The sequence below is a fragment of the Pyxidicoccus sp. M6 genome (assembly GCF_055568925.1).
Genome location: NZ_CM145714.1, coordinates 12,720,402 through 12,734,125 on the forward strand (window position 1 = coordinate 12,720,402; position 13,724 = coordinate 12,734,125).

At 67.9% G+C, this 13,724-nt stretch carries 7 protein-coding genes; 1 reads left to right on the top strand and 6 read right to left on the bottom strand.

All coding sequences use genetic code 11. The features are described from left to right. The 6 genes from ACVTJA_RS50245 to ACVTJA_RS50270 form a co-directional block, all read right to left on the bottom strand. Positions 1–384: a hypothetical protein gene (locus ACVTJA_RS50245; RefSeq protein ID WP_465831762.1), complete on the bottom strand. Its 384-nt coding sequence runs from the start codon at positions 382–384 to the stop codon at positions 1–3. A gap of 21 nt (positions 385–405) precedes the next feature. Continuing rightward, on the bottom strand, positions 406–2,598 hold the full coding sequence (locus ACVTJA_RS50250) for a hypothetical protein (RefSeq protein ID WP_465831763.1): 2,193 nt from the start codon (positions 2,596–2,598) through the stop codon (positions 406–408). A 6-nt stretch (positions 2,599–2,604) separates the two neighbouring features. Continuing rightward, positions 2,605–8,178 (bottom strand): hypothetical protein, encoded by a 5,574-nt coding sequence (locus tag ACVTJA_RS50255; protein ID WP_465831765.1) that lies wholly within the window; start codon positions 8,176–8,178, stop codon positions 2,605–2,607. 39 nt (positions 8,179–8,217) lie between these two features. Then, positions 8,218–9,486, bottom strand: coding sequence for an SH3 domain-containing protein (locus ACVTJA_RS50260; RefSeq protein ID WP_465831767.1), 1,269 nt, complete (start codon positions 9,484–9,486; stop codon positions 8,218–8,220). Between the two features lie 271 nt (positions 9,487–9,757). Next, positions 9,758–11,035 carry an SH3 domain-containing protein gene (locus ACVTJA_RS50265; protein ID WP_465831769.1) on the bottom strand — a complete coding sequence of 426 codons (1,278 nt, stop codon included), beginning with the start codon at positions 11,033–11,035 and terminating at the stop codon, positions 9,758–9,760. A gap of 31 nt (positions 11,036–11,066) precedes the next feature. Next, positions 11,067–12,479: a hypothetical protein gene (locus ACVTJA_RS50270; protein WP_465831771.1), complete on the bottom strand. Its 1,413-nt coding sequence runs from the start codon at positions 12,477–12,479 to the stop codon at positions 11,067–11,069. Between the two features lie 218 nt (positions 12,480–12,697). On the opposite strand from ACVTJA_RS50270, the gene ACVTJA_RS50275 reads away from it, so the two are divergent. Next, positions 12,698–13,669, top strand: a complete 972-nt coding sequence (locus tag ACVTJA_RS50275) for a LysM peptidoglycan-binding domain-containing protein (RefSeq protein WP_465831773.1) — start codon at positions 12,698–12,700, stop codon at positions 13,667–13,669. Positions 13,670–13,724: the final 55 nt, after the last annotated feature.

Below are 13,724 nucleotides of genomic sequence, written 5' to 3' on the forward strand. Positions count from 1 at the left end.
TCATGCTCCGCTGCGGGCCTCGAGCCCGCCGCACACAGGACATGGCTCCAGGATGAAATAAAGCGCGTGCCTCTCGCAGAAGAGCGAGCCGTAGCAACCGCCAGTGGTGGTCTCGTGGACCTGGTGTTCCACCACCCATGCAGGTAGCTCCGCTCGGAACGCCTCGACCTCGGACCCGCTTACCCGGTGGAGGAGCGTGACTCGCTTCCCGTCCTGGATGGCTCGGTGAAGCCGGAGGCGCTGGTTCAGCTCGGTCTCGTCGAAGCACCGGGGCGTCCTTCGGAGCAGCGGCCACGCCGCATTCAGCTCGCCCGGCCGTACCACGGCGAGCACGTCGAAGCAGATGCTGAAGCGTTCGACGATGAAGCCATCGAGCGTTGTCATGTACGCACCTCCTCCCGGCCCCTACGCCTTCTTCGCCACGCGCTTCGCCTTGGCCTGCTCGATTTCCTCCAGCGTCATCCGCCGGTTCTGCTCGGGGCGCTTGAAGGCGTAGAACTTGAAGTCGTGCTTCACGTCGCCGAGGACCTTGGACGTGATTTCGACCAACTCCTTCTTGCCTCCCGGGTCCTGCTCGACGAAGGCGGGAATCTCGCTGGTGTACTTCTTGGGGTCCTTCTGGTGCAGCGCCTTCTGCGCCTCCGGGCTGTAGAAGAAGACCACGTCCCCGCAGTTGTCGCCGGCCATGCGCATGTAGATGGGTGTCACGGCGGTGATGAGCCGTGCGACCTTGTCCCGGTACAGGAGCGACGCGGTCGCGGGCGACTTCAGGTACGCACGGGCATGGTCGGCATTCGGATGCTTGTGGCCGTCGAAGCCCGTCCGCTTGATGATTTCCGTCGGCGTGAGGCACTCCGCCCAGATTTCGTACTTGCGCGCCACGCGGTTCATGATGGCGTGCGCCACGCCCTCCCACGCGGGCTCGCTCTGGCCGATGGCCTCGCCGCAGATGGTGCTCACGAAGAGCGTGAACTCCTCCTGCAGCTCGGGCGGGACGACGGGCATGGGCGAGATGAGCCGGGCCACCGTGCCCGACAGGTCCACCGTGTTCGCCGTGCACACGCCCGTGGCGAGCACCCGCGAGACGAACGTGCCCCCCTCGAAGGCCGCGAAGCCGCTGGCGCCGCCGGGCTCGCTCGCCTCGTAGTCCGCGAACGCCCAGAAGGGCAGCTCCCGCGTACCCTCCACCGGCGTGGGCCGCATCGCCGCGAAGACCTGAAGCCCCTCGGCCTGCTCGAGCACCTTCACGTAGTGCCGCGGCAGCCGCTTCAGGTCCAACAGCTCGCGCTCGAAGGCCCCCTTCTCCAGCGACACCGACACCGTCTCGAATTCCGACAGCAGCGTCGAGACATCGTCCGGCAGGCAGACGTTGACAGCCGCGAACTGCTTCTCCGTGTGCCGGAGGGGGAAGCTCGCCTGCTTGTGGCTGCTCTCGAGGAGGTTGCGGAAATGGTCATCCAGCTCCTCCACCCGCCATCCCTCGCCCTGGGGCACGCGGACGTAGGGCTTCACCGTCAGGTCCAGCGTGGCGGAGTCGCTGAAGTTCTCGAACTCACCGCGGACGGCCAGCTTGCCGTCGTCCAGCGACACCGCGAACGTCTTCAAGCGCGGCCGGGGCACCACGAGCGCCAGCCGCGGGTCCGCGTTCATCCGCTCCACGGGAGGCGGTGGTGGCGGCGGTGGCGTCTTGCCGGCCTTCTTGCCTTTCGGCGGCTCGGGAGGCGGGGGCGGCGGGGCCGGGGGCTTCTTGGAGACGCTCAGCTGGTACTGGAACGACAGCGCCTCGGAGGACTCCATGTTCCCGAGTGCCGCGAGCCGGTTTTCGAGCACCTCGCCCTTCTTGCCCTGGACCGCCATGTAGCCAATGCGCCACAGCAGCGCCTGGCTCGCGTCGGGACTCCCAATCTCCCACTCGATGTGGACCGTCGCGCTCTTGTCGGGCGGCACGCCTTCGACGGGCGTGGGGTAGAGGTCCACCGTGGCCATGAGCCCATTGAAGAGGGGGCTGAAGTCCGGCTTGAGCTGCATGACCGAACCCACCCGCTGGCTCCGGACGTTGCGCTCGATGAAGTCGGGCAGCCAGCCGAACGTCATCTCCTCGAGCGCGAGCCCGAAGTCGATGCGCGCCGCCAGGTCGAAGGGAATGGACGCCGTGGCCCCGGGCTTCACCTCGAAGCCCGGGTTGCCGAACAGCAGCGGCTCCACCCGGAAGCCCAGGCTGCCCGTGCCCAGCAGCCCGAGCTCGAAGACGGACACCGTCAGCGGCTGGGTGCCTTCTCCCTTCTTCTCTCGCACCAGGAAGCTGTCGCCGTTCGGCACGAGGCACGTCTCGCGCCGGTGCATCAGCCGCTTCTCGGCGAAGCTGTCACTGCCGACAATCCACTCGAGGCGGCAGGGGATGTTGAAGGCCAGGTTCTCGCAACCGCCGCCCACCATCACCTGCCAGTTCTCCAGGCCCAGCAGGGTGGGCTGGCTCTGCGGCCTGGGCGTGAGCACCAGGTGCGGCGCCGCGCGGATGCGCACGACACCGTCATAGCCGAGCGGGAACTGGCAGTCGCCGTGTGACTCCGGCGCGGGAGTGCCTTGGGTCTGTGCCATGTCTGTCTATTCCTCGAGCGGCGAGTCGAGCGTCGTCAGGGGGAGCCGCGAGTCGGGCATCGGGGCGGCCTCCGTGTCGGGTGGAGCGGCCACCTCCGGGTCGGGCGGAGGGGGCTCCGGCGGGCGCGTGAAGGTCGCGCTCTTCTCGGGCATCACCGTCTGCCGCACGGGCAGCTTGTCCACGCGCCGGAGGGTGAAGGTGTAGGCCACCTCCGGCTTGAGCGCCTTGAGGTCCACCCTGGCGACGAAGTCTCCCTGGAGGTCGCAGCCGCCGCGCTTCGCCCGGTAGGACGGGGTGGCGTACTCGATGTGGTCCGACAGCTTCGGCTTGAGGCTCGCCACGTGCGGGTCCACCTCCTCCGGGGAGACGGCCAGCTCGAACTCGCGGGCGACATTCCATGCGGCCTTGGTCGTCAGGCCCGGCACGGGCACCTCGAGCCCCTTGCCGTGGCAGCGCAGCTCCAGCTTGTCGCCCACCTGCTCCACCTTCAGGTCGTCCACCCACTGCGGCGTGAAGTCATGTTCGCCCGCCGCCTCCAGTTGCCGGGGCTCGCAGTCCGAGCCCTCGGCCGCGGCCAGCTCCCACTTGAACTTCGTCGCGCCCGTGACAGGCCCCTGCGGAAAGGGGACGCGCGCCGCGAGCAGCCAGTCCGCCGTGGTGTTCTCCCCGTGGATTTCGAGCTTCTCCGGCCGCAGCTTCGTGAAGCCCTTGAGGGGCTCCCACTTCTCCTTGGCCGACATCCGGAAGAAGGTGGCCGTATAGCGGGCCAGGTCCTCGGGCGCGCCCCGGGCGATGGCGAAGATTTCCAGCTCGCAGCTTCCCGTCTTCGGCGCGGGCTTGAAGCCGAGGGCGCCCTGGAAGGCCACCTTCCGGTACCGGCCGGGCTCCGCGTGGGTGGCGCGAATGGGCTCGGCCGTCTTCGCCTTCAGCGCCTCGAGCTCCGCCAGGGTGAGCGAGCCGTCCGCCTCGCCGGTGTTCTCTCCGGGGTGGCGGTACAGGAGCGGCTGGCCGTTGAGGGCCACGAACTCGAACCAGTAGAAGAGCTCGACACCGGGGGCCAGCTCACCCTGGTTGAGGCTGTTGAAGATGCGGTCCGGGTGGAAGCTGGCCACCATCCAGTTGGCTGACAAGGGATTGACGGTGAGGCGCAGGCGGGACTTCCGCGTGGGGTCGGCCTCCGTCACCTCGAAGCCGCCGCCGGCCGCCGCCGCCGCCGCGTGCACCCGGTCCACCACGCCCTTCCCGGAAGCGTCGATGATGCAGCTCATGCCTGACTCATCGATTCGCTCGATGACGAGGGCGAGCTTCGGCCCGAGCGCCTTCTCGACGTGCCACAGCGCCGCGGCGAGCCCCTTGTGCAGGTTCACCTTGTGCTTCTCGCGGTACAGCGCGTGGTAGTCCTTGAACTTCAGCGGGCCGAGCTCGAGGTCTCTTGCCGTGAGGCGGGTGTTGAGCAGGGTCTGGCGCTGCTCGTCGAAGACGCATGAGGCGGCGAGCTTCGGGTCATCGCAGACGGCGGGCTCGAACCGCAGCTCCACGGCCCCATCTTGCAGCGTTATCACCCGCTTCGCTTCCGCGGCCTCGAAGAGCTGGAGGTCCTCGCTGCTCTTGATGTGGCAGGTATGCCCGTCGGCGCTCAGATACGTCAGCTTGATTTTGTGCTTCAGCTTCTTCGCGAGCTGGCGAAGCCCCTTGACGAGCGCCCAGCCCAGGCGAATGTCCATGGCCTGGTAGCAGTCCCGGTACCGGACGTGACCATCGACGATGTACAGCCTCGTCGGTCCCTCGAAGGTCTTCGTCCCGTTCTCCGTCAGGTCGACGATGAAGTCCTTCCGGGCATCCTCGCCGAACACGAACAGGCCCTTGTCGATGGCGGGGACCTCCACGCTCGTGAGCGAGCGCGCAGTGATGGGCAGCACCCGCTCCGGGTAGGGGCTCCCGGGGCCCGTGTTGCTCGTGTCGGTCCGCATCAGGAGGAACCCGGAGAGCTCCTTGGGTGCAGGCCCCTCGAATGCGAGCCGCCAGCGCCAGCTCCCGTCGGCCTGCCGCTGGGGGCGCTCGGTGACCACGGCTTCGCCCACCGCCTGCTCCCCCTGGAGCCTGGGCCGGGGCACGGAGACCGTCCGCGCCAGGAAGGGGGGCTGGGACCTGGGCTCCAGGGCCTGTGGGGGGCTGGCCGTGTCCGCGACCACCAGGTTCCACGTCCCCCAGAAGGAGGCCTGGACCTCCTGGACGATGTTGCCACCCGGACCGAACTCGCGGCCCGTGGCCAGCACGAGCTCATGCGGCCCCTGTTGCGCGAGCAGCGTGACGCGGTTCTGGGGGTCGTAGCCGAAGTCCTCGTCGATGACGACCGCGGCGGCCATGTCGCCCACGCGCAGCCCGTCCTTCTTCGCCACCCACCCGGCGCACAGCGGGCGCGGGTCCTCCTGCCGGAACACGGGCACGGGCCACTCGTCCCGGACGCGGGCCTTCTTCTGCTTGTCCAGCACGTTGAGCAGCCACACCCCCGACACCGGGTGCAGGTTCTCCAGCTTCCCCGCGGGAGCAAGCCAGCCGCCGTCCGCGAAGAGCTTCGGCTCCGGCTTGTAAGGCTCCCCGGTACCCAGCGGCGGGACGCGCGCGATGTGCGCCTCCTTCGCCGGGTCACACCAGGCAATCTCGGCCACGTTCTTCTTCGCTGCCTCCTCCGTTTCGATTCCGAGCGCGTCGTTCACCTTCTGCAGCACGGTCTGGACGTTGTCGGAGGTCCACTCGTTCTTCTGGACGAGCCGCACGTTGCGCCAGCGCCGGGTGACTCCCTGCGCGAACAGGCGGCCATCCGCGCCCTCCAACGAGAAGGAGGACTGCTCGATGGAGAAGCCCTCCTTCGCCGTCAGGGTCATCCGCTCCGCCATGGCGGGCACCTTCAGCGAGAGCGGGATGACGCCATCCTTCACGGAGGCGAGCTTGTTCGCGTCCAGCTCGAGGACCGCCGGCTTGCAGACCTTCCGGCCCAGCTCATCGCTGCCGCCGCAGCCGCCCCGGGGGCACTCCATGCGCAGCCACGCGCCATTCACCTCCTGCTCGAAGCACAGCTCCAGCTTGTAGCTTCCCCCGGTGACCTGGGTGTTCTGCTCGGGCTTCGGCAGGAAGAGGGGCTCCACCTCCAGCTTCAGCGGGTAGGCGAAGCGGCAGCACGGGGAGCTCCAGTCGGGCTTCTCGCCCTCGGGCGCGAACGAGGTGCTCTTGTCGAGAATCGACGCGACCACCGCCCCATAGTTCATGCTGCTGCGCTGGATGGTACTGGCCGCCTGGAAGACCTTCGCGGTGGCCTCGGAGAAGGCGCTCTGGTCCTCCCGGGGGAGGGCCGTCTTGAGGTGGTTCTCGATTTCGCTCACCTCCAGGAAGTTGTCCTCCTGGTCCTCCTTCACCTCGACGAACCTGGATGCCGTCTCGCCGCCCAGCGCGAGCCGCGCCACCAATTCCTCGAGCAGCCGGATGCCGTTCTCCTCTTCGCCTTCCGGGCAGAAGAGCTGGAAGTGGAGGAAGCCCGAGCGGAGGGTGAACTGCTTGCGCCGGCCCGGCACGTCCGGGTCGACGGGCACCTGGAAGCTCGGCGCGGGGGTGGCCCGCTCGCCGGGGAGCGGGCCCGCGAAGCCGAGCACGTCTCCGGTCTTCACCGGGAAGAAGGGCTCCTCGAAGGTGACCACCTTGCCGCTCGTCAGTGCCTCGAGCGCCGCCTGGAGGTTTCCGGGGGGAGGCTTGTGGAGCCACAGCACCCGGCCTTCTCCGGTGCGGATGGTGATGGACTCGGTGGAGCTACCTTCCGCGAGCACCTCGTACTGCTTGCCCCCCGTGGTGGAGCCCGCCTCCGCGAGCTTCCGGTCCTCCTTGTCGACGGGCCCCGCGGACCAGCGCAGCGTGCCGGGCGGCGCACCCGCGTCCTCCGCGATGGCGACCCAGGCGCCGAAGCGCTGCTGGTACAGCTTCCTGAACCAGGGCACGTCCTTGAAGTAGCCGGTGAGCTCCGCGCTCCGGGCCTGCTTCGGGTCGTTGGCGGCCGGGTACGCCGGCGAGCGCAGGTGCATGTAGAGCGTGTAGAACGCGCCCTTGCGGGCATGGGCCGTCGAGCCCTCGGGGAGCTCCTCCAGCTCGTGACGGAGGAGGACGAAGCCCGGCCAGTTGCCGAGCGCCTCGGCGACGCTTGGCATCAGGCTCGTGGAGTGCGGGCCGGGAAGCCGGGCCGCGACGACATAGCCCGGGGCCACGGCGCTGACTGGGGCGAGCTCCAGGTGGGGCGGCGGGAAGAGATGGACGCCGCCATGCAGGTTCCGCTGGAGGCCGAGCACGTAGTAGCCGCCGATGCCCGTGTCGAGTGACTCGTTGTTGTAATAGTTCTGCCAGGGGTGGCTGGTGCCGGCGCTGCCGCGCAGCGGGAAGCTGTACTTCGGCCGGCTGAAGCTGCTGTCGACCACCTCGGGAGGGACCTCGGTCCGCTTGTCGCGCCAGGCGTAGCGCCCGCCGCGCGTATCCGAGTGGTCCAGGATGCGGTCGTACGTCGTCTTCCGCACCTCCGGGTTCTTCTCGAAGAAGGCCGTGGCGCGCACCAGGTTGAAGGAGGCGAAGCCCTTCAGCCCGTACTTCTTGTCCAGGACGCCGGAGCGCATCCGGAAGAGCGCATGGTGGGGCTCGAGCTTCTGGAACAGGTCCACCTTCCTCTCGGGATTGGGCGCGGGGAGGAACGCCTTCGCGAGCCCGAATTTGGTGGAGGGGTCCGCGGTCACCAGCCAGAGCTGCCGCGTGCCCCCCACCTCCAGGATGCAGTAACCACAGATGACGATGATGTGACGGGGGTCGGCATTCTCATCCTCGTTCCTGAACCCGATGCCCGTGTAGATGAGGATGGGGTTGTTCGCGCGCAGGCAGTCGATGAGGTGCGCGAAGCGCTCCCGCGCGCGCTCCTCGCTGCTCCGGATGGTGTCGGCCTCGTGCCGCATTCCATCCGGAAGCAGGTTGCCGACCTCATCCGTGGGCTTCTCGGGGGTTCGATAGCGCAGGATGCCGCCCACGCCCGCGGGACGCGTGCCCTGGGCGGGGAAGATCTCGCCGAGGGGACGCGGAACCTCGCCGTCCGCTTGGTATCCGGTGTTGGACTGAATCTCGTAGCTGCCCTTGGCCGCGATGGTCCAGCCCCGCTTCGGCAGGGAGTCATCGTAGGGGGGGCTGAAGAAGGCGCGCTCTCCCCCGGGATACCGGAGGTCGAGCCGGCACTCCGGGTCTCCCGCGCGCGAGTGCGTGATGTAGTGCTGGCGCGGGTCTCCTCCCTTGATGAGCTGGAAGTAGTTGTAGAGCATGGAGGCGGAGGTCCGCCCGCACCAGTCCGGTGCCTGCTCCGGCTTGGGCAACATCTGCTGCCCCAGGAGCGGGACCCTGAGGACGTGCCACTCCCGAGCCTTGCTTTTGACCTCCTCCGGGAACTCGTAGTTGTCGACGGGAAAGACGCGCAGGAGGGTATCGCCCTGCTTCTCCACGATGTTCTCGTCGACGCCGAGACCCTCGTTGTCTTCCTTCAGGTAGAACTGACGCTTGAGCCCCATGCAACGACACTCCCCCTCTGAGGCACGACACCCGCGGCGCTACTCGTCCCCGCTGCAGGCGGACTCGTCGAGCCTGAATTGGTGCTTCCTGTACGCGGCGAGGTAGCTGGCAGGCGTTCCGTCAGGATTCACTTCCCAGATGGCCACGTTGGCCTTGGCCGTGGGCCAGGTGAGCGTCAGCGTCCTCTGGAATCCACTCGAATCTCGCAACTGGAATTGGAAACCGGTGGCGGTCTTGGAAACACTGACGACTCGCAGCACCTCGTCGTTGGATTCTCCCGGCCCCAGGAGCTTGTGCCACCAGACGCTCGCCCGACGGTGCAGGTCCACGCGGAGCTCGGCTCCCTTGACCCCGCAGCCGACGTTGAGGACGTACTCGCCTGAAGGCCTTTGCGTGAGCTCGTACCAGCGGTCGGGCAGCGACAGGTAGAGCTTGAGGGCTTCCAGGCTCAGCGCCGGCATGTCCGGGGACTCCTGATGAAGCGTGGAGTACCTGCTCGCATCCGGTGGGGCGGTGCGTGCGCCCTGCCGCAGCGCGCGCTTGAGCAGCTCTGATACCTGGGAGCTGCTGCGCGACACGATGTTGACGAGGAAATTCTCGTCAGCATTGCCAATCTCCGTCCAATCCATGGAGCCGTAGGCGCCCGCATAGACGACGAGTGCATCGCCCCGGTACATGGCGCTGATGAAGTCCGTGTCGCGAAACTCGATGCGGTGCCAGTCGAACTCAATCTTCTCCAGCTCCCGGACGACGCCTTCCTGGCCCGTCTCCCGCTTCACGACGGGGACGTCGGAGAGGACCTTCCGGAGCACCTTGAGGGTCTCGCTGAAGCCGCCTTTCCTCCGGCGCGTCTCCCGGTCCTTGGCGAGCTGGTCGAAGCTGACGTCGAAGAAGCGCTCCGAGAGCAGCTTCAGCGCCTGCTCGTTGTCCGGAGCGAGCGTCGCCGCGCGCATGGCCGCATCCAACCGCACCCGGAGGTCCAGGGTGGTGTCCTGGGCCTGCGCCAGGAGCGCCTCGGCCGTGGGCTTCTCTGCACCGACGAGCGACTTGAGCGTGTAGCCCTCCACGTCGCCGCATTTGATGCGCACCCACTGCTTGGGCGCGTCCTTCACGTGCTGGCACTCGGTACCGATGGTGACCTTGCCCACCACCTTCGCGCTGGTGGAGGCCTTGTTGCGCAGGTTCACCTCGGAGCCCTGGATGAAGACGGCCCCGCCCGACGAGACCTGCTGGGCCCACGTCGGCGTGGTGCCCAGCACCACCAGACAGGCGGACCACAGGGAGAGCCGGCGCAGGGTCTGCTTCATCGTCCGTTCCTTCGACGCGCGTGGGAGGAGCTCAGAGCGTGATGGATGCTCCGTTCTTGCGTCAAGGACGGCTCCGTCCGCGCGGCTATTCATGCCCAGAGGGCCGCGACAGCCCCGCATCTCCAGGTTCCAGGACTTCGCTCAGGGTGTGGGACGGCAGGCAGTTGGGGTGATGGGGACATCGTCGTCTGCGTATTCGTAACGAGGTGATTTTCCGGGTTGCCGTGCCAGCTTCCCGCGAGGCACCGCTGATGCACGGCCCCGTGCTGCGCTACGGGCCCTCATCCTCACTGCACGAGGTGTCATCGACCTCGAATTGGTGTTTCCTGTTCGCGGCGAGGTAGCTCGCGGGTGTTCCGTGGGGATTCAGTTCCCAGACAGCCACGTTGGCCTCGGCCGTGGGCCACGTGAGCGTCAGCGTCTTCTGGAATCCACTCGAGTCTCGCAACTGGAACTGGAAGCCGGTGGCGGTCTTGGAGATATCGGCGACCCGCCACACCTCGTCGTTGGACTCCCCCGGCCCCATAAGCTTGTGCCACCAGATGCTTGCCCTGCGGTACAGGTCCACACGGAGCTCGGCGCCTTTGAGTCCGCAGCCGACGTTGAGGAAGCGCTTACCCGAGGGCCTCTTCGAGAGTTCGTACCAGCGGTCGGGCAGCGACAGGTAGAGCTGGAGGGATTCCAGGCTCAGCACCGGCATGTCCGGGGACTCCTGATGAAGCGCGGAGTACCTGCTCGCATCCGGTGGGGCGGTGCGTGCGCCCTGCCGCAGCGCGCGCTTCAGCACCTCTGACACCTGAGAACTGCTGCGCGACACGATGCTGACGAGGAAATCCTCGTCAGCATCGTCAATCTCTGTCCAGTGCATGGAGCCGAAATAGCCGGCATGGACGACGAGCGCATCGCCCCGGTACATGGCGCTGACGAAGGCACCATCGTCGCGAAACTCGATGCGGTGCCAGTCGAACTCAATCTTCTCCAGCTCCCGGACGACGCCTGCCTGGCCCGTCTCCCGCTTCACGACCGGGATGTCGAAGAGGACCTTCCGCAGCACCTTGAGGGTTTCGCGGAATCCGCCTTTCCTCCGGCGCGTCTCCCGGTCCTTGGCGAGCTGGTCGAAGCTGACGTCGAAGAAGCGCTCCGAAAGCAGCTTCAGCGCCTGCTCGTTGTCCGGAGCAAGCGTCGCCGCGCGCATGGCGGCGTCCAGGCGCACCCGGAGCTCCAGGGTGGTGTCCTCGGCCTGCGCCAGGAGCGCCTCGGCCGTGGGCTTCTGGGCGCCGACGAGCGACTTGAGCGTGAAGCCCTCCACGTCACCGCACTTGATGCGCACCCACTGCTTGGGTGCGTCCTTCACGTGCTGACACTCGGTGCCGATGGTGACCTTGCCCACCACCTTGGCGCTGGTGGCGGCCTTCTCGCGCAGGTTCACCTCGGAGCCCTGGATGAACAGCGGCCCGCTGGCCGGAGTCTGCTGGGCCCACGTCGGCGCGGAGCCCACCATCAGCAGACAGGCGGACCAGAGGGAGAGCCGGCGGGTCATCTGCTTCATCGTCCGTTCCTTCGACGCGCGTGGGAGGGTTTCACCGGGGCTCCCTCGGAAGCGTCACCACTTCCTCGACGTCTTCCCAGCGGCGGTCGGGATACTTCAGTCGCACCCGGCTGCCCTGGAAGGTGACCTCCGCGACCTGGGAGAGCTCCGTCGCGTCGCCCGCGGGCCGGCGGATGACCATCCACTCGCGCTCGTCGAACATGCCGACGATGCGGATGGGCATCTTCCCCCCGGTGGAGAGCGCGACGCGCTCTGCGCGGGCGTCCACTCCCACGGGCAACCAGAAGGCGCTGGAGACGCGCCCACCCTTCACGTCCACGAAGGTGGAGTAGCCGCAGGGATTGCCGCAGCCGCACTGGGCCTCGTACAGGCCGGGCTTCAGCTCCTTCGCCTTGTGCCACGTGCAGGCCGCCAGCTCGCGGCGCACCTCCTCGGGCAGGGCACGTTCCGCGTCCGACCAGTCCTGCTCCGGAATCTCGTCCTCGTCCTGGGAGGGCGGCGGGTCGTCGGACGGGTAGTCACCCACGTTCGCCGCCGGGATGTACGGCGCTCCCTTTCCTTCCTCGGCGCCTTGGGCCAGGTAGCCCCTGGGCTCCGACTTCGGTTTCCAGTAGAGCCGGTTGCCCTCTCCCAGCTCGTAGGTGCTCCCGCGCTTCGTCACCTGGAGGAGCGGCTCGAAGCGGCCATCCCGCTCCGACCACGAGAGCCAGGCCATCCGGAGCCCCGGCTCCTCGAGGATGTACCAGTGGTCCCGCGCTCCCGGCACCCCCACGTGCACCCTGTCTCCTTTGTCAGTGGAGTAGAGCCCGACCCAGTCATCCGGCAGCGAATCCACCAGGGCAAAGGACTCCGGGTCCAGGGGCTCGAAGCGGATGCCCCAGAGGATGTCGCCGTCCTTCGCGTCTGGCGCCACCGCCCGCCGCCCGAGCGCGGTGCCCACGGCGTCCGAGGTCTTGGACAGCCTCCGGGAGACGAAGTCGAGCTTCAGTGGTGCGCCCGGCTCCGACACCCGCCTGCCGTGGAACACGACCAACTCGTTGCCTGACTCCGTATCCTCTTCATGGTCGGAGCGGCCGTGGAAGACGAGCAGGAGGACCGCCGTGTCGCGCACCTCGGCGCGGGTCCACGTGCTGTCGTAGCGCCCGCCAATGCGCCGGGCGATGCAGTCCTTCGCGGGCGCTCCCGCGCAGTCACCGAAGTCCAGCGGTGCCGCCTTGCCCTTGTGGCCCTTCAGCGTCTCGTCGAGGGCGAGGAACTCCACGTCGAGCCATGCGCGCTCGAAGGCGTCCTGGACGGCCGCATCCCCGGGCTGCTTCGCCAGTGCCTGCCGGGTGGCCTCGAGCCGCGCGGCCGGGTCCTTGGGTTCGGGAGCCGCCGCGGTGACCGCGGCCGTGCTTCCACCGTCCTGAAGGGCGGAGGTCTGCCTCGCCCCACCGCAGCTCATGCCTTCGCCGCGAGAGCAAGCAGCAATCACAAACAAAACCGACAGACCGGCGAGGCTTCCTCGTTTTGCAGTCACCTGCACGCACCCCTCTGGCACCGTCCTACCGGAAATCCTGTCGAGTTGGCAGGGGTGCGGCGTGACTCCCGCATGAATCCTCTCATGCGACATCGACATTTGTCAGACGGGCATGTCAGGGTCTGTCTCGAGCCTCACCCACCATGAACCTTCGTCACCGTTTGCGAGATGGCCTGCGCGAGTATGTGATTCTCGAAATGCAGGACCCGGTTCCCGAGGCCCATGAGCTCGTGAATGTGGGGCGGGGGTGGACGCTCGAGAGCCGCCTGCTCCAGTGGGCCCGGGAGGACCGGAACCTGCGCGTGTTGCGGGACCTGGTCTACTCGCACGGTCATCTCACCGCGCGGCCCTTCACGACGCTGAGCGTGGAGGAGGTCGCCAGGCAGGCGGGCGTGCTGTTCTCGTTCGGCCTCCTCCGGGTGGCCCGCGCGCCGCTGCCGGAGCGGACCGTTGCGCCGCACTTCGGGGAGGTGCCCGAGGTGGCGCCGCCCGTCGTGGACACGGAGCCGCTGTGGCTGCGGCTGCAGGTGGTGGACGACGTCACGGACGTGCCCATCTCCGGCATCAAGCTGCGCATCCAGCTCGGGGACGAGTCCGAGCAGCAGGCCACCACGGACTCGGAGGGCCGCATCGACCTGAAGGACGTACCCCAGGGCGCGGCCAACGTGCTGTCCGTGCTGGACGGCGCCACGCTGGACAACACGCTGGCGCTGGTGCGGACGGGTGGCCCCTGGTCGCAGCAGAAGCCCTCGAAGGCGGGCAGCAAGGGCAAGCAGTCCTCGTCCACGCGCGTGCTGGCACGCATCGCCGAGCACCAGGTCTCCGATGGCGAGACGCTGGAGAGCGTCGCGGAGATGTATGGCCTCACCGCGGACGCGCTCGCGAAGTTCAACTGGGGGACCACGGCCCCCGAGCAGATCCAGCACCACCTCCTCTTGGAGGTGGGCTGCACGCGCAAAGACAAGCAGGGCCGGTATGTCTTCTCCAGCGATGACGTGCCCGGCCTCCTCCGCATTCCCCGGCCCGTGGCGGTGCCCCGGATGGCCGTGGAGCAGAGCCACATCCTTCGCGTGAAGCGGGTCCCCGAGCCGCGCCCCTACCTGTTCTCGCTCTGAACAGCTTCGGGGAAGTAGCTAAAGACCCGCCGTGCGACAACCCGGCGGGACGCCC